At 29.5% G+C, this 20,656-nt stretch carries 21 protein-coding genes; 5 read left to right on the forward strand and 16 right to left on the reverse strand.

Features of this window, described 5'->3' with window-relative positions; translation table 11 throughout:
• Positions 1–150: 150 nt before the first annotated feature.
• The 3 genes from KQI30_RS03185 to KQI30_RS03195 form a co-directional block, all read right to left on the reverse strand.
• Positions 151–366 (reverse strand): DUF350 domain-containing protein, encoded by a 216-nt coding sequence (locus tag KQI30_RS03185; protein ID WP_216461737.1) that lies wholly within the window; start codon positions 364–366, stop codon positions 151–153.
• A 23-nt stretch (positions 367–389) separates the two neighbouring features.
• Positions 390–755, reverse strand: a complete 366-nt coding sequence (locus KQI30_RS03190) for a hypothetical protein (protein WP_216461738.1) — start codon at positions 753–755, stop codon at positions 390–392.
• An 84-nt stretch (positions 756–839) separates the two neighbouring features.
• Complete coding sequence (locus KQI30_RS03195) at positions 840–1,802, reverse strand: asparagine synthetase A (RefSeq protein WP_216461740.1); 963 nt, start codon at positions 1,800–1,802, stop codon at positions 840–842.
• 319 nt (positions 1,803–2,121) lie between these two features.
• Between KQI30_RS03195 and KQI30_RS03200 the strand changes: the two genes are divergently transcribed.
• Positions 2,122–2,586, forward strand: coding sequence for an Lrp/AsnC ligand binding domain-containing protein (locus KQI30_RS03200; RefSeq protein ID WP_216461741.1), 465 nt, complete (start codon positions 2,122–2,124; stop codon positions 2,584–2,586).
• Positions 2,587–2,652: 66 nt separating this feature from the next.
• Positions 2,653–2,853: a DUF378 domain-containing protein gene (locus KQI30_RS03205; RefSeq protein ID WP_216461742.1), complete on the forward strand. Its 201-nt coding sequence runs from the start codon at positions 2,653–2,655 to the stop codon at positions 2,851–2,853.
• Between the two features lie 24 nt (positions 2,854–2,877).
• Here the strand turns inward: KQI30_RS03205 and KQI30_RS03210 are convergent, their stop codons facing one another.
• From KQI30_RS03210 to trmB, 7 genes are all read right to left on the reverse strand, one after another.
• The gene (locus KQI30_RS03210) at positions 2,878–4,611 is read right to left on the reverse strand and encodes a phosphoenolpyruvate carboxykinase (RefSeq protein WP_216461743.1); all 1,734 of its coding nucleotides are present in this window, start codon (positions 4,609–4,611) and stop codon (positions 2,878–2,880) included.
• A gap of 161 nt (positions 4,612–4,772) precedes the next feature.
• Positions 4,773–6,086, reverse strand: coding sequence for an argininosuccinate lyase (argH, locus tag KQI30_RS03215; RefSeq protein ID WP_216461744.1), 1,314 nt, complete (start codon positions 6,084–6,086; stop codon positions 4,773–4,775).
• A gap of 2 nt (positions 6,087–6,088) precedes the next feature.
• Entirely contained in the window at positions 6,089–7,285 is a 1,197-nt protein-coding gene (locus tag KQI30_RS03220; RefSeq protein ID WP_216461745.1) for an argininosuccinate synthase, read from the reverse strand.
• Positions 7,286–7,571: 286 nt separating this feature from the next.
• Positions 7,572–9,500, reverse strand: coding sequence for an aconitate hydratase (locus KQI30_RS03225; protein ID WP_216461747.1), 1,929 nt, complete (start codon positions 9,498–9,500; stop codon positions 7,572–7,574).
• A 188-nt stretch (positions 9,501–9,688) separates the two neighbouring features.
• A complete protein-coding gene (locus KQI30_RS03230) occupies positions 9,689–9,886 on the reverse strand; it encodes a ferredoxin (RefSeq protein ID WP_216461748.1) in 198 nt (65 codons plus the stop codon).
• Between the two features lie 86 nt (positions 9,887–9,972).
• On the reverse strand, positions 9,973–10,707 hold the full coding sequence (locus KQI30_RS03235; protein WP_216461749.1) for a glucose 1-dehydrogenase: 735 nt from the start codon (positions 10,705–10,707) through the stop codon (positions 9,973–9,975).
• A 51-nt stretch (positions 10,708–10,758) separates the two neighbouring features.
• A complete protein-coding gene (gene trmB / locus KQI30_RS03240) occupies positions 10,759–11,409 on the reverse strand; it encodes a tRNA (guanosine(46)-N7)-methyltransferase TrmB (RefSeq protein ID WP_216461750.1) in 651 nt (216 codons plus the stop codon).
• 166 nt (positions 11,410–11,575) lie between these two features.
• Here trmB and KQI30_RS03245 point away from each other — a divergent pair, with 166 nt between their 5' ends.
• Positions 11,576–11,842, forward strand: a complete 267-nt coding sequence (locus tag KQI30_RS03245; protein WP_216461751.1) for an ATP cone domain-containing protein — start codon at positions 11,576–11,578, stop codon at positions 11,840–11,842.
• Between the two features lie 227 nt (positions 11,843–12,069).
• Here the strand turns inward: KQI30_RS03245 and KQI30_RS03250 are convergent, their stop codons facing one another.
• From KQI30_RS03250 to KQI30_RS03275, 6 genes are all read right to left on the reverse strand, one after another.
• A complete protein-coding gene (locus tag KQI30_RS03250) occupies positions 12,070–12,918 on the reverse strand; it encodes a 3-hydroxybutyryl-CoA dehydrogenase (protein ID WP_216461752.1) in 849 nt (282 codons plus the stop codon).
• Positions 12,919–13,009: 91 nt separating this feature from the next.
• Positions 13,010–14,020, reverse strand: coding sequence for an electron transfer flavoprotein subunit alpha/FixB family protein (locus KQI30_RS03255; protein ID WP_216461850.1), 1,011 nt, complete (start codon positions 14,018–14,020; stop codon positions 13,010–13,012).
• A gap of 20 nt (positions 14,021–14,040) precedes the next feature.
• Positions 14,041–14,820 carry an electron transfer flavoprotein subunit beta/FixA family protein gene (locus KQI30_RS03260; RefSeq protein ID WP_216461754.1) on the reverse strand — a complete coding sequence of 260 codons (780 nt, stop codon included), beginning with the start codon at positions 14,818–14,820 and terminating at the stop codon, positions 14,041–14,043.
• A 15-nt stretch (positions 14,821–14,835) separates the two neighbouring features.
• A complete protein-coding gene (locus KQI30_RS03265) occupies positions 14,836–15,975 on the reverse strand; it encodes an acyl-CoA dehydrogenase (RefSeq protein ID WP_216461755.1) in 1,140 nt (379 codons plus the stop codon).
• 18 nt (positions 15,976–15,993) lie between these two features.
• Positions 15,994–16,779, reverse strand: a complete 786-nt coding sequence (locus KQI30_RS03270) for a short-chain-enoyl-CoA hydratase (protein WP_216461756.1) — start codon at positions 16,777–16,779, stop codon at positions 15,994–15,996.
• Positions 16,780–16,906: 127 nt separating this feature from the next.
• Positions 16,907–17,533 (reverse strand): redox-sensing transcriptional repressor Rex, encoded by a 627-nt coding sequence (locus KQI30_RS03275; RefSeq protein ID WP_216461757.1) that lies wholly within the window; start codon positions 17,531–17,533, stop codon positions 16,907–16,909.
• Between the two features lie 163 nt (positions 17,534–17,696).
• Here KQI30_RS03275 and KQI30_RS03280 point away from each other — a divergent pair, with 163 nt between their 5' ends.
• The gene (locus tag KQI30_RS03280; protein ID WP_216461758.1) at positions 17,697–19,613 is read left to right on the forward strand and encodes an ABC-F family ATP-binding cassette domain-containing protein; all 1,917 of its coding nucleotides are present in this window, start codon (positions 17,697–17,699) and stop codon (positions 19,611–19,613) included.
• A 13-nt stretch (positions 19,614–19,626) separates the two neighbouring features.
• On the forward strand, positions 19,627–20,481 hold the full coding sequence (locus tag KQI30_RS03285; RefSeq protein ID WP_216461759.1) for a polysaccharide deacetylase family protein: 855 nt from the start codon (positions 19,627–19,629) through the stop codon (positions 20,479–20,481).
• Positions 20,482–20,656: the final 175 nt, after the last annotated feature.

The following is a 20,656-nucleotide window of genomic DNA, read 5'->3' on the forward strand; positions in this document are numbered from 1 at the left end:
GAAAATTTAATTTTACTCATATCCACTATTTCCTCCAAGATAATTTTAATTATACATAAAAAAGTACCTATAAACTAGACACTCTTTTTTTATGTGTCCATGTTATAGGTACCATTTTATATAATTAGTAACATGACAATTCTTTTATATTTACACCCCAACAACTCTCGCAATTATTAGAGCTATACCAATAAGTAACCCAGCAACAACAATTCCAACAGCTAAATTTCCCTTTTCTAATTCCTTGTTAAAGTCTGCTGGTACAACCCAATCAAGAACTTTATATCCTATAGCCATAAGTATAATTCCCAATATAGAAAATCCAAAGACAGCTATTAGATCATATATAAACTTTAACCAATCCATTATTTTTTCCCCTATTCAAAATTTTATTTTAATAATTGATTTTTCTTTTCTTCTTCACTCATATTTTTTACTCTATTAGGCTTAGCTTTAGGCTTAATAACTTTCTTTTCTTCTTCTTTTTCTTCAGCTATTAATTTATCTCCTAATATACCTAATCTATCAAAAAATAAAATTAATGAAATTATTCCTAAAGACATTACAAGTAGAAAAGCAAAACTTTTAAAATGCCATTTTAATATAATAGGTAATGCCACTAAAATAACACCAATAACTAGAAATACCCATTTGTTTACTTTTGATAACTTTTCATAAAAGAATATTCTAATAACATTTCTTCCTACTAAAGATAGTAAAATGATTGCTACTATTTGTAATATAGTTGAAAACATAAAAATTCCCCTTTCAAAATAAAAATAGTTCTAGCTTTACTAGAACTATTATAGCAAATAAAATTAACTTTTAAAATATATCTATTAGAATATATATGGTGTTTCCCCTGGTTTTCTATTAAAAATGGTAACATCATCTATACCGCCAAGTTGCAATACATATCTAGTTATTCTTTCCACTCCTAACCCTGCACCAGCAGTTTGAGGTAACAATCCTCTTTTAGCTACTTCAATATAATTTCTAAATAATTCTCTAGATTGTCCTATTTCATCCATTCTAACTAAAATTCTATCATATTCAAATTCTCTTTCTCCACCGCTTAATCCTTCAACAAAACCTCTTGGCCAAATTAAATCATAATTTAAATAAGTTCCTGGATTATTTAAATCTTCTTTATCATAAAATTCCCTCTTATGATTTATTAAAAAGAAAGGCTCTGTAGCTTTTTCTGATGCAATTCTTTCAAAATCCTCTCCATATTTTTCACATAAGTCTTCTGTTCTATATCTAGCAAAAGGCTTTGTAATATTTAAATGTTCCAAAGAACCTACCATACTTGTAATTTCCTTTGAACATTTCTCTTTTAAATCATAAAATACATATGAAACTAATCTTTCAATAAATGACAATACATCATCCATCTTGGCATTTTTAAATTCAAAATCTACTTGTGAAAATTCAAATAAATGTCTTGTATCATTTCTTTCTGGTCTCTCTAATCTTATATTAGGTGACACTATATATATTTTTTCTAGCCCCTCGTTCATTAAAATTAATTGCTTATGAAATATCATAGATTTCATAACATCAAATTTTTGACCACAATAATTTAATTCAGTTTCTTCAACATCATGATTTAATGTATCAGTTATCGGTGCCATCATTAAAGGCATTACTCTAGTTACATTTTCTTTAATCATAAATTCATCTATTGATCTTAGTATTTGTTGTTGTACTGATAATATTTCTTTTAAACATGGTCTTTTAACTTTCTTTATAACTTTTTCTAATGCTTCAATTTCTTCATTCTTAATAACATCTTTCATAAAATTACCCCCAAACATGTCTTAATAATATAATAATACCATTTTATGTTTTTTTCAATACTTTTAATAAATCGCGGCTTTTTTTGATATTTTATCATTATCACTTCATATTTATTAATATATATATGTTTTATTTGAAAATCTACATCATTAAATGAAATAAGATAAACAACTTCTAACATAAGTTTCTTATCAATGTAGATTGTTTTTTAGAACTTATATATTAAGATATTTTCATTGATTTTTCATAATATTTTTGATAAATTATTAATGGCTCGATATAATAATATTAGTTATCAGATATTTAGGAGTGATTAATATGAACTTAAATATAAATGGTCTTGATGAATTAGATCTACAAATTCTTGATATTTTAATAAAAGATTCTAGAACCCCTTTTCTAGAAATTGCAAGAAAATGTCATGTTAGTGGTGGAACTATCCATGTAAGAATGAAAAAAATGGAAGACATGGGTATAATCAAAGGTACAAAACTTATGATTGACAACTCAAAATTAGGTTATGATGTTACTTGTTTTATGGGTATTTATTTAGATAAAGCTGCTTCATATCCTAATGTTCTAGATGCTTTAAATAATATAAAAGAAATAGTAGAATTACATTATACTACTGGAGAATATTCTATATTTATGAAAGTTATTTGTAAAAATATATCTGACTTACAAGATCTTCTTCTTAATAAAATTCAAACTATTGAAGGTATCCAAAGAACAGATACACTTATATCATTATCTCAACCTATTGATAGAAATATAGAATTGTAAAATTAGTTATTATATTTTATGATTATTTGAGAATACTAATCATATAAAACTTTAGGAGGTTTTAATATGAAAGTATTAGATGCTATTGCACTTATTTTAGTTGTAATTGGTGCATTAAACTGGGGACTAATTGGTTTCTTTAATTACAACTTAGTTGGTTCTCTTTTTGGTTTTACATCTATGTTTACTAGAATTATATATGGTTTGGTTGGATTATCAGGAATATATGCTATTTCGTTTTTCGGCCGTGAAGAGTATAGAAATTAAAAAGAGTAGCAAATGCTACTCTTTTTAATTTAATGTTTTAATTGCTTCTAATAATTTTTCTGCAGCCTTTAATGGACCATTCTTTTCTTTTCCTTTTATACCAAGTCTTGTTCTTAGTTGTCCTACTTTTACTCCTGTTTCAAAGAAGTTAGAAAAATATTTATCTAATAAAACTTCAGTTTCTTCTTGTTTTTGAACCGGTCCAAACGGATTTGCAAAGAATGATTTTACTAATCCCTTTTCAGTAGTAGTTCCTTTTGCCATTCTTGCTCCATCTCTAAATGTTGGCAAAGCTTCTTCTTTGCTATTAAAATACTCAAGCTCTTCTCCATCATTATAATTATTAGCATATAAGAACATATCTATCTTATACCCCTTAGTAATTTCTTCATAAGTAGCCACCGGCATAACAAGACGAGCATTTATTTTATCTGGATTCATAAATATACTTCTATCCATTTCTTTAAAAGCATATCCAGGATCCAAATCATCTAATCTAACAAAGGCACCAGTTTCTGTACCGTATCCCATTGCCTTTCCATCTTTAATTTTAACTACACCCATATCATCAAATATTATTGTCATTTCGCTTATATAATCTTCACTTAATGATCTAAATGCTTCTAAAGATTCAGATTTACCTGCTCCACTATCTCCCATTATAATAACATTAGACTCAGTTCCATTTTTTAATTTTAAATTAACCATTGCTCCATGAATAGGTAAATATCCTTCTTCGATCATTTTTACATTATGAAGTGTCAATGTCATCTTCTTCATATAACCAAAGTAATCTATATTCTCATTATATGAAACATATCCAAGCATAATATCATTTTCTTTATCATGATAAAATACTGTTTTATCTCCTACTTCATCTTTAGCTCCAAATACATATACTATATCTGGCTTCTTACCTTTAACTTCCTCTGGATCTGCCATCTCAAAAAGATTACACATTGTAACTCCATGAGCCATAAAATCTCTATGGAAATATACATAAGCTAATAGTTCACCAACTTTTGCTCTGTAACAAAACCAATGTTCTTTTGTAAGCTTACAGTAATTTAGTGGATTTTCATAAACTTCTTTAAAAATTCCATCTCTTGTATTTCTCTTAGGATAAATTATAAATGGAGAGTCAATAACAATTGCATCAATGAATGCTATATCTTTAAGCACACTATATTCTTCTGGAAGATTCCATTTAAAATTACTTGTTATAAGCCCAACATTTCCACCTGCTGGTAATTGTCTGTATACCTTAGGTTTAACTCCAACAATGTTTTTTTCAATTTTTCTATAAGTACTAAGTACTAATGCTGAGAATTCAGTATTAGCTTCAATGAAGGATACATTTTCTAATCCTTCATTTATCTTAGAATGTTGTACTATTGTATATCTTTCCAACCTTCTCCAATATCCATATAAGCCCTCTACTAATTTAACACATAACTCTCTTGATTCTACTAGATCTTCAAACTCCTTATTTAACTTTGCAATTTCCTCAGCACTCATTACAACAAGAAGCTTTAACATCCCTGTAATCTTATCTTGAAGTACCTTAATATCTTCAGTATTAAATCCTTCTACTAAAAATGTATATAAAGTATCTTTCTTCTTCTCAATAGATGTTAAATAGCTTACTAACACCCTTTCAAAGCCTTCACTCTCTAATAATTGAGCTGGTGTCTTACAATACTTAGCAGTGAAATTTATCATAGCCTTTTCTCTACTAATTGAAAATTCCTTCTTCACTATAAGCCCCCCTATTTTTAATATTTTCTACCATAACTAATCTCTATTATATCACATTTATGAAATTTGTATAGTGTCAATATTGCAAAATTCAATTAATTTTCATAATTTTAAGTTATAATTTGCATCAAATAAATTAAAAAGATGGCAAATTTGCCACCTTACATATTTTTCTTTATCCCTTTTTTAATTGAGTTTTCATAATTTATAAATTCATAAATATCTTGTGAAAATAAGTTAGAAAACTTTTTAATTTCATCTAATGATAAATCTTCTATAGCCTTAGAAGATTCTTCACAATAAAGCACTATTTCACCAACAACTTTATGCGCATCTCTAAAAGCCATACCTTTGTTTACCAAATAGTCAGCTACTTCAGTAGCATTTAAAAATCCAGCTTTCACAGCTTTTTTCATAGATTCTTTTTTAACTTTCATTGTTGCAATAATTCTTTCCATAACAATAAGACATTTTGAAACTGTATCTATACTATCAAAGAATACTTCTTTATCCTCTTGCATATCCTTATTATAAGCTAATGGCAAAGACTTCATTGTTGTTAATAAAGATACATGTGATCCATAAACTCTGCCACTCTTACCTCTAATAAGTTCTGGGCCATCAGGATTTTTCTTTTGAGGCATAATAGAGCTACCAGTAGCAAATTCGTCATCAATTAATATGAAATCAAATTCCTTTGAACTCCATAATATAAGTTCTTCTGATAAACGTGATAAATGCATCATTATTATAGAAAAATCTCCGCTAAGTTCAAGCAAATAATCTCTATCTGAAACACCATCTAAAAAGTTATCTACAGGCTTTTTAAACCCTAACTCTTTTGCAGTAAATTCTCTATCTATGTTATAGGTAGTACCTGCTAAAGCACAACATCCAAGTGGCGATTCATCCAATATGTCTATAGCATTTTCAATTCTCTTTATATCTCTAGTAAACATTGAAACATAAGCTTTCATATGATGAGTAAATGTTACAGCTTGTGCCCTTTGAAGATGAGTATATCCAGGCATTATATATGGATTTTTTTCTCCTACTTTATTTAGTGTATTTACCAACTTACTTAAATATTCCTTAATAGCAATAGCAGATTTTTTTGTATATAATCTCATATCTAAAGCTACTTGATCATTTCTACTTCTAGATGTATGAAGCTTTTTTGCTACATTACCAATTCTCTCAATTAAGTTTATTTCTACAAAAGAATGAATATCTTCATAGCTTCCTTCAATTAATACTTTTCCTTCCTCTATGTCACTAAGTAAATCTTCTAAGCCTTTTTTAATGGCATCTCCCTCTTCTTCTGATATTATATTACACTTCTTAAGCATTGTGACATGAGCTATACTTCCTGTAATGTCTTCATAATAAAGTCTCTTATCAAAAGGAAGGGATGAATTAAAATCCTCCATAAGCTTACTTTCACCCTTTTTAAAACGTCCACCCCAAAGTTTCATAATTATTTTTTACCTTTCATAGCTGAAATTTTTGTTGGAAGAGAGAATAATTTAATAAATCCTTCAGCATCTTTATGATCATATAAATCAGAAGCTCCAAAAGAAGAAATTGTGTCATCATATAATGCATGATCAGTAAATATACCTGCTGGTTTAATATTACCTTTGTATAATTTTACCTTAACAGTTCCAGTAACATTTTTTTGAGTTTCATTTATAAATGCATCTAATGCATGTTTTAAATCTGTAAACCATTTTCCTTCATAAATCATTTCTGCATATTTTATAGATACTAATTCTTTATAATGCATTGCATCTTTTTCTAAAGTTGCACTTTCTAATATAGAGTGAGCTTTATAAAGAATAGTTCCTCCTGGTGTTTCATATACACCTCTAGATTTCATACCAACTAATCTGTTTTCTATAAGATCTTCTACTCCTATACCATTTTCTCCACCTAATTTATTTAATTTCATCATTAATTCAACAGGAGGAAGTTCAACTCCATCTATCTTCTTTGGAATACCTTGTTCAAAATATATTTCTACATAAGTTGGCTCATCTTTTGCTTCCATTGGTGAAATACTCTTCATGTATATTTCATCCTTATGTTCATTTTTTAAATCTTCTATATCTCCACCTTCGTGAGAAATATGCCATAAGTTTTCATCTCTTGAATATATCTTAGCCTTAGTTACTGATATCTCAATATTATGAGCATTGGCATAATCAATAGCATCTTCTCTTGACTTTATATCCCAAATTCTCCATGGTGCTATTATTTTCATAAATGGATCAAAAGCCCAAATTGATGATTCAAAACGTACTTGGTCATTACCTTTTCCTGTACAACCATGACAAATAGCTGATGCATTTTCCTTTTTAGCTACCTCTACTAATCTCTTAGCCATTATAGGTCTTGCAAGGGAAGTTCCAAGCATATATTTACCTTCATATTTCGCTTCGGCTTTAACTGCCATGTATAAACTTTCAGTTACGAATTCTTCTCTTAAATCTTCTATATACACCTTACTAGCTCCTGATGCATATGCTTTTTTCTCTATAGCTTCCATATCATCATTTTGTCCTACATTTAGGCAAACTGCTATTACATCATAATCATAATTTTCTTTAAGCCATGCGATAATAATTGATGTATCTAATCCACCTGAATATGCTAATACTACTTTTTCTTTCATTTTTAATCCCCCTATCAATAATATATATTTAAAATAAATATCTTTTATCCTTTTCTATATATTGATTATACATCGTTTTTTATATTTATGCAATATTTATGTATAAATATTTATAGAATTCACTTTTTACCATTGTTGCTAAAAAGGAACTATTTAAATACATCAGAGCCTTCCCCATAAAATAATAGAAGGTATCGAATTAACAAATTCTCATTTATTAATAGGATACCTTCTTCTCATCATTATAGTTTTTACGTCTTGTTCACTACTAAAATACTAATATTTATTATTTATTATTTTTTTCTCTTATCATATTTAATAAACCACCGGCCATAAGCATATCTTTTTGTCTATCAGTTACAGTTAGAGATAAGCTATATGTTAAAGACTTTGTCTTATTAGAAACAATAACTTTTCCTTCTTTAACTGATTCAATAGCATTATTAATAACTAATGTATCATTTAAATCTATAGTATCATAGTCACTTGCATTATCGAAAGTTAATGGTAATATACCATTATTCACTAAGTTATCTCTATGAATTCTAGCAAAAGATTTAGCCATAACAGCTTTTATTCCTAAGTAAACTGGTGCTAAAGCTGCATGTTCTCTTGATGAACCTTGTCCATAGTTTTCTCCTGCAACAATAAATCCACCGCCTTGTTCTTTACATCTCTTAGGGAATTCTTCATCACAAGGAGTTAAGCAATATTCACTTAAATATGGAATATTTGATCTATATGGTAAAAGCTTTGCATTTGAAGGCATTATATGATCTGTAGTTATATTGTCTTCTACCTTTATCAATACATTTTTTTCAATAACATCCACTAGAGCATCATTCTTAGGGAATGGTTTTATATTTGGTCCTCTAACAACTTCAACATCTGAAGATTTTTCTGCTGGTTCCATAATCATATTATCATTAATTAAGAATTCTTTTGGCATTTCAACATCTAAATCTAAATCAAAATCGCATGGATTTGAAATTACTCCTTCAATAGCAGATACTGCTGCAATTTCTGGACTTACTAAATATACTTTAGCAGATTTAGTACCACTTCTTCCTTCAAAATTTCTGTTAAATGTTCTAAGTGAAACAGCATCAGTACATGGTGATTGTCCCATACCAATACAAGGACCACATGCAGATTCTAATATTCTAGCTCCAGCAGCTACCATATCTGCTAATGCACCATTTTTAGCAAGCATAGTTAATACTTGTCTTGATCCTGGTGCTATAACTAATGATACATTCTCCGCTACTGTTTTACCTTTTAATATTTTAGCAACTTTCATCATATCAGCATAAGATGAATTTGTACAACTTCCTATAGCAACTTGATTTACTTTAATTCCCTTAACTTCATTAACTGATACTACTTTATCTGGCATATGTGGTTTTGCTACAAGTGGAGTTAATTCACTTAAATTAACCTCAATTTCTTTTCCATAAACAGCATCTTCATCTGGAATAATTTCTGTAAAGTCAGCTTCCCTTCCTTGTGCTTTTAGGAATTCTCTTGTAGTATCATCACTTGGGAACACTGAAGTAGTTGCTCCAAGTTCTGCCCCCATATTTGTTATAGTAGCTCTTTCAGGAACAGTTAAATATTTAACCCCTTCTCCTGTATATTCTATAATCTTATTAACTCCACCTTTTACAGTTAATTGTCTTAACACTTCTAGTATTACATCTTTAGCTGCAACACCTTTGTTTAACTTACCTTTTAAATTAACTTTTACTATTTCAGGCATTGTTAAATAATATTCTCCACCGCCCATTGCAACAGCTACATCTAATCCACCTGCTCCAATAGCCAACATTCCAATTCCACCACCAGTTGGTGTATGTGAATCTGATCCTAATAGTGTATATCCTGGAACACCGATTCTTTCTAATTGAACTTGGTGACATATACCATTACCTGGTTTTGAGAAGTATATTCCATGTTTTTTTGTTACAGTTTGTATATATGCATGGTCATCTGCATTTTCAGGACCACTTTGCAACATATTATGATCTATATATGCAATTGACTTTTTAGTTTTTACTCTATCTACTCCTAAAGCTTCAAATTGTAAATAAGCCATAGTTCCTGTTGAATCTTGAGTTAAAGTTTGATCAATTCTTATTGCAATTTCTTTTCCTGTTTTCATTTCACCTTTAACTAAATGAGCTTTTATTATTTTTTCTGCCACAGTTAACCCCATGTTTTTTATTGCCCCCTCTGTAATAAAATTATTTCTTACATAATATATTACATTTTGTTGAATATTTTTGCAAGTTATGTGTATACTGCATTTTGAAAATACTATCAATTTTATAAAACTTTTCATAAAAAATTTAATAAAAAACTGTTGCACTCTTAGTTCAACAGTTTTTTATATTATGTTTCCTATTAATCACCTTTAATATCAATAGCCTCAACTGGACAACTATCTCTAGCTTCCATTGCTTCATCAATTAAAGATTCATCTATTTCTTCATCGATGGCTTCTGCTTTACCTTCTTCATCATCTAAATTATACACATCAGGACACATTGATGCACATAATCCGCATCCAATACAAGTATCTTTATTTACAATAGCTTTCATTTCGTACCTCCATACCTTTTAAACATTTTATATTATACTATCTATATTATTATGTTTAAAAATTTATTTTATACATAAAATTATGTTTATATTTTTCCACCAGTTACGTTTATTATTTCTCCAGTAATAAATGAACTATCATCACTACATAAAAATAATGCAACTTTAGCTATCTCTTTTGCTGTTCCCAATCTTCCAAGTGAACACATTTCTTCTATCTCTTTTATTTCTTCCTCAGTAAAACCCTTATTCATATCTGTATCAATAGCTCCTGGTGCAATAGCATTAACTCTTACTCCCATAGATGATACTTCTTTTGATAATGCTCTTGTAAATGCATTTATGGCACCTTTAGAAGCGGAATAAAGTGTCTCACAAGAAGACCCCTGTTCCCCCCACATAGATGATATATTAAGAATAACACCTTTATCATACATCATTGATTTCAAAACTTCCCTACATAAGAGATAAACTGACTTAAAATTAACATCCATTATGTTGTTAAAATCGCTTATAGTAGTATCAACTAACATATTAAAAGAAGATATTCCAGCATTATTTACTAATATATCAATCTTACCGTATTTTTTTATTATTGAATCTATCATTGAAACAACAAATTCCTCATTAGAGACATCACCAATAAACCTATCTACAATACCATACTGCTGTAATTCACTGAAAGTTATATTACCATATTCTGTGCTATTTTTATAATTTATAATAACTGTAGCACCATTTTTTATGAACTCTTTTGAGATTTCTTTTCCTATCCCCCTAGATGCTCCTGTGATTAATGCTACTTTCCCATCAAGTTTCACTTCTATCTCACCTCTATCTAAAATTAACTCAGCATTTAAGCTGAGTTAATTTTATATAATCGCTTTTAAACACTTTATCTTAATGCCCATATCAGAAAACATTTTTTCATGTTCTGTTTCTACATTTCCTTCAAAATCGCTATTGTGTAAATCATATGTTATATATTTAATATCCATATCACATTCTTTAAAATATTCTAATGATTCTTCAAATAAATTATCATCATCAGTCTTAAACCATATCTCCGTTCCTGGTTTTGAGAAATTTTTATACTGAGTTAATTGTCTTGTATGAGTCAGTCTTCTTTTCTTATGTCTCTCTTTTGGCCAAGGGTTACAGAAGTTAATATATATTCTACTTATTTCATCTTTATCAAAAATTTCATTAATAAGCGCAATCTCAAAGGCCATCAATTTTACATTATCTAATCTAGCACCATTATTCTCATACTCTTTTTCAATATTTCTCTTTGCTAAAACTAATACTTCATCTTTTATATCTATAGCAATATAGTTAATATTCTTATTTTTTGATCCATGAACTGATACAAAATTTCCTTTACCACATCCAAGCTCTAAATAAATAGGATTATTATTATTAAATAATTGTTGCCATTTTCCTTTATATTCTCTAGGGTTCGTTATAAAAAAATCACAACTTTCAAGCTCTGGTCTAGCCCATGGTTTTCTTCTAATTCTCATAATAATTCACTCCATCTTTTCTGTTTCAAAACTTATTATACATATATAATATCCTTTTATCAAATAGTAAAAAATAAATATAATAAATTCCCTATAAATATTATAATATTTCATCCGATATATTTTATATCAAGATATTAGTAAATATCGCATAGGGGTGACTATAATGAATGTAATAAAAAAGGATGGATCTCTACAAGATCTAAATATCGGAAAAATTGAAACTTCAATAATAAACGCTTCAAATGATATAAATTTCTCTTTAAATTCAGCTGACATTAAAGATATTAGTAACGAAATTGTCACTGTTTTGAATAAAATAAGAAAAGATAATACTTCAACATATGAATTAGTAGGTATAACTATAAAATCATTAATAAAATTAGGTTTTAGAGATATTGCTAAAAGCTATTTCTCACATAATTTAATATAAATCAATAAAAATCTAAATGAGGTATCGCTAACAAAGGAAAATTTGTTAGCGATACCTCTTTTTATATGACACTTTTGATAATTCACATTTCTCAATTCTCAATTTAGGTTAATTTTCCCCTGTGGGGAAAATATTATAAGTCCTGCAGACAACAGAGATAGAATTTGTATTTTTGTATTTAACATTAACTCTGCACTGTGAACTGACACCCGTGCACTGGATAAGTTCTATTTTGAATAATCGTAGAATCCTTTTCCAGTCTTTCTTCCAAGCCATCCAGCTCTTACATATTTTCTAAGTAATGCATTAGCTCTGTATTTAGAATCTCCAGTTTCTTTAAATAATACATCCATAATAGCAAGACATACATCTAATCCAATAAGATCTCCAAGTGCTAATGGTCCCATTGGATGATTAGCTCCAAGTTTCATAGCTGTATCAATATCTTCAACAGATGCTATTCCTTCTGAAAAAATTCCAACTGCTTCATTAATCATTGGAATTAAAATTCTATTTACAACAAATCCAGGTGCTTCAGCAACTTCAACACCTTGCTTTCCTATAGCTTCTGTAAGCTCCTTAACAGCATCAAAAGTTTCTTGTTCAGTAGCCATACCTCTTATTATTTCAACAAGCTTCATTACTGGAGCTGGGTTAAAGAAGTGCATTCCTATAACCTTTCCTGGTCTCTTAGTAGCTGCAGCAACTTCAGTAATTGAAAGTGAGGAAGTATTAGTAGCTAAAATAGTCTCAGCTTTACATACTTCATCAAGTTCAGCAAAAATTTGTTTCTTAACATTCATATTTTCAACAGCAGCTTCTATAACTAAATCGCAATCTGCTACATCATTTATATTAGTAGATCCTGTTATTCTAGTTAAAGCAGCAACCTTATCTTCTTCTGTCATTTTTCCCTTTGAAACTAATTTATCAAAAGTTTTACTTATTCCATTTAATCCTCTTTCAATAAATTCATCTTTTACATCCCTTAATACAACTTCATATCCTTTTACTGCAAACACTTGAGCAATTCCAGACCCCATAGTACCTGCACCAATTACACATACCTTCTTCATACTAATATCCCCTTTCTAGCTATATATTAATTTAGAAGAAAGAATCAACTGCAAATTAAATAAGTCACCTGTTCTTTCTTGTCTCTAATATCTAATCTTCTATTTTTTTAGCTTTTATTTGCTCAATAAGTTCTTTAACAACCTTCTTATAATCACCTACTAAAGCAAGATCAGCTAATTTCATCATAGGTGCTGATTCATCTTTATTAATAGCAATTATATATTCTGAATCAGCCATACCACTTGTATGTTGAATAGCTCCTGATATTCCTACTGCTATATAAATTGTAGGTTTAACAGTTTTACCAGTTTGTCCAACTTGAAGTTCTTTATCAATCCAACCTTTTTCAATTGCAGCTCTTGAACCAGCAATTTCTCCATCTAAAACATCTGCTAATTCTTTTAAAAGTTCAAATCCTTCAGCAGAACCTACACCTCTTCCTCCAGCTACAATAACTTTAGCCTCAGAAATATCTGCAACATTCTTTTCAACTTTAACTTTTTCTATAACCTTAGTTCTTATATCACTTTCTGTTAAAGCAACTTCTACATCTACAATTTCACCTTTTCTATCACTTTCAGGAAGCTTATCAAAAACTCCTGGTCTTACTGTAGCCATTTGTGGTCTATGATTTTCACAAACGATAGTAGCAATTAAGTTACCACCAAATGCAGGTCTAGTAGCTAAAAGATATCCTCCTTCAGCATCAACATCTAATCCTGTACAGTCAGCAGTTAATCCAGTTTTTAATCTACCAGCTATTCTTGGTCCTAAATCTCTTCCTATGAAAGAAGCTCCAACTAATAATACTTCTGGTTTCTTTTCATTTACTAAATCACAGATTACTTTAGTATATCCATCTGTTGTAAAGTCTTTTAATAATGGACTTTCACAAACTAAAACTTCGTCAGCACCATGCGCTACTAATTGATCTGCAAGAGATTTTATATTTTCACCAAGTAATACTGCTACTACTTTAGTGTCTAATTTTTTTGCAATTTCTGTACCTTTTCCCACAAGCTCTAATGATACTTTTTGAAGTACGCCGTCTCTTTGTTCAGCGAATACCCAAACGCCGCCCTTATATTCTGCTATATTCATCATTCAATACCTCCCATAATTTAGATGTAATGTTTCTCTACTAATTTTTCTACTGCATATGCTGCAGCTTCTTTTGCTGGTAAATTCTTAATCTCTCCAGCACCTTTAACTTCCTTAGTAGAACTCTTCTTAACTTTTGTAGGAGAACCCTTTAATCCTAATGAAGCCTTATCTACATCTATATCATCGGCACTCCATACCTTAACTTCCTTGCCAAATGTCTCAAAAATTAATTTTGCATTCATATATCTTGGCTCATTTAATTCTTTTATTGCAGTTAATAGTACTGGAGTCTTTACTTCGATGATTTCATAACCATCTTCTAAAGCTCTATTTACTATTAATTTATCTCCTTCAACCTTAACATCTTGAACATATGTTATTTGAGGAATTCCTAAGTGTTCTGCTATTTCAGGTCCAACTTGAGCTGTATCTCCATCAATAGCTTGTCTTCCACAGAATATAATATCATATTCAAGTTTTCTTAAAGCTCCTGCAAGTGCACTTGATGTAGCAAGAGTATCTGCACCTCCAAGTACTCTATCTGTAAGTAAAACAGCTTCATCTGCTCCCATAGCTATTGCTTCTCTTAATATTTCTTCTGCTTGTGGTAATCCCATAGTAACAACAGTAACATGAGCGCCTAAGCTATCTTTTAATGCTAATGCTTCTTCTAATGCATGTTTATCTTCTGGGTTCATTATTGATGCAACACCGTCTCTAATTAATGTTCCCTTAACTGGGTCTATTTTAACAGCTGTTGTATCTGGAACTTGCTTTATGCAAACTACTATCTTCATTTATATACCCCCTTATTATTTAAAAATGCTTCCAGCGATAACCATTTGTTGTACTTGAGAAGTACCTTCATATATTTCAGTTATCTTAGCATCTCTCATCATTCTTTCAACTGGATACTCTTTTGTATATCCATATCCACCAAACATTTGAACAGCTTTTGTTGTTACATCCATAGCTACATTTGCAGCTAAAAGCTTAGCTCTTGCAGCATCGACTGTATATGGAAGTCCTTGATCTTTTTTCCACGCTGCTAAATATACTAAATGTCTAGCTGATTCAATAGCTACATCCATATCAGCCATCATCCATTGTAATCCTTGGAATTTACTTAAATTCTTTCCGAATTGCTTTCTTTCTTTCATATATTCTTTAGCTTCATTAAAAGCACCTTCAGCTATTCCTAAAGCTTGAGCAGCAATACCAATTCTTCCTCCATCAAGAGTTTTCATTGCTATTCCAAATCCCTTACCTTCTTGTCCAACTAAATTTTCCTTTGGAACTATACAATCTTCAAAAATAAGTTCAGTAGTTGATGATGCTCTTATACCTAATTTATTCTCAACTTTTCCTATAGAAAAACCTTCAAATCCTTTTTCTATTATAAATGCAGATATTCCTTTAGTTCCTTTACTCTTATCAGTCATAGCAAATACTACAAAAGTATCAGCAACTCCACCATTTGTTATAAATATTTTTGATCCATTTAAAACATAATGATCTCCATCTAATACAGCTGTAGTTTGTTGACCTGCTGCATCAGTTCCAGCATTTGGCTCTGTTAATCCAAAAGCACCAATTTTTCTTCCAGAAGCTAAATCTGGTAAGTATTTAGCTTTTTGATCTTTATTTCCGTGTTGATTAATTAATGATGCACATAATGAAGTATGAGCTGATAAAATAACTCCTGTTGTACCACATACTTTTGATAATTCTTCAACAGCTAAAATATAAGATAATGTATCTCCACCTGCTCCTTCATATTCTGTAGCAAATGGGATACCCATCATATTTAATTTAGCCATTTTTTCAACAGTTTCCATAGGGAATCTTTCTGTTTCATCTATTTCCGCTGCTAATGGTTTTACTTCATTTTCAGCAAATTCCCTTACCATCTTTTGAATGAACTTTTGTTCCTTTGTCAATGCGAAATCCATATTGTCCCTTACCCCCTATTATTTATTTTTAAATCTATCTAATTTTCTTTTTTCTACAAATGCTGTCATGGCATCTGTTTGATCTTCTGTTGAGAAACATTCACCAAATGCTTCTGATTCAAACGCCAATGCTGTATCTATGTCTACTTGCATTCCTCTATTTATAGCCTCTTTGCATAACTTAACTGCTATTGGTGCATTGCCAGCTATCTTTTTAGCTAAAGCCTTTGCATCATTTAACAATTCTTCTGGCTCATGAATAGAATTTACAAGACCTATTCTTAAAGCTTCATCTGCTTTTATAACTTTTGCAGTATAGATTAACTCTTTAGCCATCCCCATGCCTACTAATCTAGACAATCTTTGAGTTCCTCCAAATCCTGGTGTAATGCCTAAACCAACCTCTGGTTGTCCAAATTTGGCCTTATTTGATGCGATTCTAATATCACATGCCATTGAAAGCTCGCATCCACCACCTAACGCAAAACCATTTACTGCCGCAATGACAGGCTTTGATAATGTCTCGATTTTTCTAAATACATTATTTCCAAGTTTCCCAAAATCTCTTCCTTGAAGAACTGTCATATCTTTCATTTCAGATATGTCTGCCCCAGCAACAAATGCTTTTTCACCTGCTCCTGTTAAAACAACAGCTAAAACATCATCATCATTTTCAATAGTTGTAAACACTAAGTCTAATTCTTTTAATGTTTCACTACTTAATGCGTTTAATGCTTTAGGTCTATTGACAGTTACAACAGCAATATTATCCTCTTTTTCAAGGATTACATTCTTTAATTCCATGACTAATCCTCCTACTTAAAATTTGTTAAACAAATAACAAATATAATTAAAAAAATTTACCCCAAAGTATATATAATACTTACATATTATATTATATCTTCCAATGATATAGATTTCAATACAATTTTTATCTCCTATTCATAAGATAGGATATTGTTAATAAACTTTCACTTAAATGTACATTTTCTATAATTATATTCTCTGGAACTACTAAATCCACCGGTGCAAAATTCCATATACCTTGGACTCCACCATCAATTAATACATTGGCAATTCTTTGAGCACTATTTTGTGGTACACATAAAATTGCTATATCTATCTTTGATTCTTTTAGAAACTGATCTAAATAATCAATATCCATTATCTCTATATCTCTTATTTTTAGTCCTATTAATTTAGGATTAATATCAAATATTCCTGTTAATTTAAATCCTAATTTTTCGAAATTCATATAATTAGCAACTGCTTGACCAATATTCCCTGCTCCAATAATTATAGTATTATACTCTCTATCTAATCCTAGAATTTCACATATTTTTTTATATAGATCCCTTACATTATATCCATATCCTTGTTGCCCAAAATCTCCAAAACAGTTCAAATCTTGTCTTATCTGCGATGCAGTAAAGCCAATCTTTTCTGAAAGTTCTTTAGAAGAGATTCTGTCAACATCATTTATCATCAATTCCTTTAGATACCTTTGATATTTTGGTAATCTCCTCACTACTGCCATAGAAATCTTCTTCTTATCCATGTCTTCACTCCCTAAAATAAATGATTTATATAAATTACTAGATTGTTAAATAATTATCTACATCTTTTAATTATACAATGTTAAAATATAAATTTACACTATAATTTAAAAACATCTACAAAAAAACTCTTTATAATAGTACAATATCTAAGAGGTGATTATTTTGTTTGTCATTAGTTGTAAAGACATCCATAAAAGTTATGGAATAGATGTAATACTTGAAAATATAACTTTTTCACTAAATGAAGGAGAAAAGTTAGGACTAATTGGTGCCAATGGCGCTGGTAAATCAACTTTGTTTAAAATAATTTCTGGTGAATTATCCTATGATTCCGGTGAATGTTTTATAGATAAAAATAAAAAAGTTGGATATCTATCTCAACATCTCTCGTTACATAGTGATAATACTATTTATAGTGAGTTACTCTCTGTCTTTGATGAGTTGCTATCAATAGAAAAACAACTTCTTGATTTAGAAGAAAAGTTAAAAGAGCCTTATGACGCTAATAATTCTGATTATCACGACAGACTTATTAGTAAATTCACTACCCTTACTGATTTATATTCAATAAAAGGTGGATATACTTATAAAGGAGATATTTCCAAAGTATTAAAAGGTCTTGGCTTTACCGAAGCTGATTTTGATAAAAACATATTTATATTAAGCGGAGGTCAAAAAACTCGTGTAGCTCTTTGTAAATTACTATTAACAAATCCAGATATTCTTCTTTTAGATGAGCCTACAAACCATTTAGATTTAGATGCTATTAATTGGCTTGAAACCTATTTAAAAGATTATAAAGGTACACTTATCATAATTTCACATGATAGATACTTCTTAGATGCTATAACAACTAAAACTATGGAAGTATTTAATGGTACATGTAGAATATACAATGGAAACTACACAAACTCTTTAGAAGAAAAGAAAAAAGCCTATGAAGCTGATTTAAAAGCTTATAATCTTCAACAAGAAGAAATAAAAAGGCAAGAAGAAATCATAAAAAAATACAGATCATTTAATAGAGAAAAGTCTATTAAAGCTGCAGAAAGTAGACAGAAATCCTTAGATAAAATTGAACGTATTAAAGCACCAGTAAAAGAAGGTCCTTCTGCTAGAATTACTTTCTTAACTTCTGTAAAAAGTGGTAACGATGTTCTTCATGTTGAAAACCTTAGTAAAAAATTCGAAACTAAAAACTTATTTTCAAACATTAGTTTTGACTTAAAAAAAGGATCTAAAACTGCAATCATTGGTGAAAATGGTCGTGGAAAAACTACATTATTTAATATAATAAGAGGTACTATTCCAAAAGATTCTGGTATCTCTGTACTAGGTAAGAATGTTAATATTGGATATTATGATCAAGAGCAAAAAAACTTATGTTTAGATAAAACTATTATAGATGAAGTTTGGGATGATTTCCCTGAACTTACTACAACTGAAATCCGTAGTGCTCTTGCAGCTTTCTTATTTAGAGGTGATGACGTCTTTAAAGAAATAAAATACTTAAGTGGTGGAGAAAGATGTAGAATTAATCTTCTAAAACTTATGCTATCTCAAAGTAACTTTTTACTATTAGACGAACCTACTAACCACCTAGACATTCCTTCAAGGGAAGCTCTAGAAGATGCTATTTTAGGATACGATGGTACTATATTAGTAATTTCCCATGATAGATACTTCTTAAATAAAGTAGTAGATAGAATTTATGAATTAGAAGAATTTCAAATGAAAGAATATCTAGGAAATTATTCGTACTACATTGAAAAGAAAACAAATCCAACAAGATTTGAACTTGAAGATACTTTTGATGGAAAAACCAAAACACAGATAGTAGCTGAAAAGAAGAAAAAACGTGAAGAAGAAAAAGCTGAGCGAGAAAAAAAGAAAACTTTAAAGAAAATTGAAGAAGAAATATCTAATGTTGAAGATATTTTAAAAGAACTAAATGAAAAATTATGTTTAGAAGAAATATATAGTAATCCAGAAAAATCTATTGAAATTAATAATGAAATCAAACTTAATGAAGAAAAGTTAGAATCTTTATATTCTAATTGGGAAGAATTATCTTTATAATTTTGGGGGATTTATGAAAAAATATATTTTTATTATCTTAACAGTAACATCATTACTACTTTGTATATTGCTTTTTACTTCATATATAAAATGTTCTAATTTAGATTCAACATTGTCATATGATAACTTAAGTGTAAAAAATGCAGTATCATCAAAAATTGAATTAAAAAAATCTTTAAATTATGTATCTAAACCTGTTGCTGATACTTATATACCTATATTAATGTATCACTCAATTTCAGATAGTAATCCATCTAATACATTGTTGGTTCCACCTTCTGAATTTGAAAATGAAATAGCTTGGCTACATGATAATGGCTTCACATCATTATCATTGGATGAATTATATTATTCACTAACTACAGGCAATGTTCCTGAAAAACCTGTAGTAATTACTTTTGATGATGGATATGATGATAATTATAATAGTGCATATCCAATATTAAAAAAATACGGATTTATAGGTAACTTCTTTGTTATTACTGATTATATGGATACAAAACCAGGATTTATGACTGTCGATATGTTAAAAGAAATGCATTCTAATGGAATGGTGATAGAAAGTCATACTTCAAACCATCAAGAACTAAAAAACCTTAGTGATGAAGATAAAAAAACATCTATAAAAAATGCACAAGACTTTCTTAAAGAAAAGCTTAATATAGATAGTAAATTCCTATGTTATCCTGTTGGTAGATATGATGAAGCTACTAAAAATGTTGCTTCATCACTTGGAGTCAAATTAGCAGTAACAACAGAACCAGGATTAGCTAACATGAATCAAGGATTAACCTCATTAAAAAGAGTTAGAATATCTCCAATGTCTTTAGACGCATTCAAAAGTAACTTTAAATCTTTTACAAATTAACAGCAAGAAAGATTCTAAGTGGAACAATTTTGTGTATAGAATAAGTTAGTTATATTTGATATATAACTATTACGAGGGGCTAATGAAGGCTGTGCCTTGTATCATAATAAAAGGAGGTATCGCTCTAACAACTTTTCATTTGTTAATGCGACACCTCCTTTATTCAATTAACAAC

Origin of the sequence: Clostridium bornimense, from assembly GCF_018917145.1 — a bacterium.
Classification (GTDB): Bacteria; Bacillota; Clostridia; order Clostridiales; family Clostridiaceae; genus Clostridium_AN; species Clostridium_AN bornimense_A.

What these genes read in the sequence shown, in the direction of transcription:
- KQI30_RS03185 (WP_216461737.1), bottom strand. Translation starts at nt 366, where the DNA reads ATGGATTGGTTAAAGTTTATATATGATCTAATAGCTGTCTTTGGATTT.
- KQI30_RS03190 (WP_216461738.1), bottom strand. Translation starts at nt 755, where the DNA reads ATGTTTTCAACTATATTACAAATAGTAGCAATCATTTTACTATCTTTA.
- KQI30_RS03195 (WP_216461740.1), bottom strand. Translation starts at nt 1,802, where the DNA reads ATGAAAGATGTTATTAAGAATGAAGAAATTGAAGCATTAGAAAAAGTT.
- KQI30_RS03200 (WP_216461741.1), top strand. Translation starts at nt 2,122, where the DNA reads ATGAACTTAAATATAAATGGTCTTGATGAATTAGATCTACAAATTCTT.
- KQI30_RS03205 (WP_216461742.1), top strand. Translation starts at nt 2,653, where the DNA reads ATGAAAGTATTAGATGCTATTGCACTTATTTTAGTTGTAATTGGTGCA.
- argH (WP_216461744.1), bottom strand. Translation starts at nt 6,086, where the DNA reads ATGAAACTTTGGGGTGGACGTTTTAAAAAGGGTGAAAGTAAGCTTATG.
- KQI30_RS03220 (WP_216461745.1), bottom strand. Translation starts at nt 7,285, where the DNA reads ATGAAAGAAAAAGTAGTATTAGCATATTCAGGTGGATTAGATACATCA.
- KQI30_RS03225 (WP_216461747.1), bottom strand. Translation starts at nt 9,500, where the DNA reads ATGGGGTTAACTGTGGCAGAAAAAATAATAAAAGCTCATTTAGTTAAA.
- KQI30_RS03230 (WP_216461748.1), bottom strand. Translation starts at nt 9,886, where the DNA reads ATGAAAGCTATTGTAAATAAAGATACTTGTATTGGATGCGGATTATGT.
- trmB (WP_216461750.1), bottom strand. Translation starts at nt 11,409, where the DNA reads ATGAGAATTAGAAGAAAACCATGGGCTAGACCAGAGCTTGAAAGTTGT.
- KQI30_RS03245 (WP_216461751.1), top strand. Translation starts at nt 11,576, where the DNA reads ATGAATGTAATAAAAAAGGATGGATCTCTACAAGATCTAAATATCGGA.
- KQI30_RS03250 (WP_216461752.1), bottom strand. Translation starts at nt 12,918, where the DNA reads ATGAAGAAGGTATGTGTAATTGGTGCAGGTACTATGGGGTCTGGAATT.
- KQI30_RS03255 (WP_216461850.1), bottom strand. Translation starts at nt 14,020, where the DNA reads ATGAATATAGCAGAATATAAGGGCGGCGTTTGGGTATTCGCTGAACAA.
- KQI30_RS03260 (WP_216461754.1), bottom strand. Translation starts at nt 14,820, where the DNA reads ATGAAGATAGTAGTTTGCATAAAGCAAGTTCCAGATACAACAGCTGTT.
- KQI30_RS03265 (WP_216461755.1), bottom strand. Translation starts at nt 15,975, where the DNA reads ATGGATTTCGCATTGACAAAGGAACAAAAGTTCATTCAAAAGATGGTA.
- KQI30_RS03270 (WP_216461756.1), bottom strand. Translation starts at nt 16,779, where the DNA reads ATGGAATTAAAGAATGTAATCCTTGAAAAAGAGGATAATATTGCTGTT.
- KQI30_RS03275 (WP_216461757.1), bottom strand. Translation starts at nt 17,533, where the DNA reads ATGGATAAGAAGAAGATTTCTATGGCAGTAGTGAGGAGATTACCAAAA.
- KQI30_RS03285 (WP_216461759.1), top strand. Translation starts at nt 19,627, where the DNA reads ATGAAAAAATATATTTTTATTATCTTAACAGTAACATCATTACTACTT.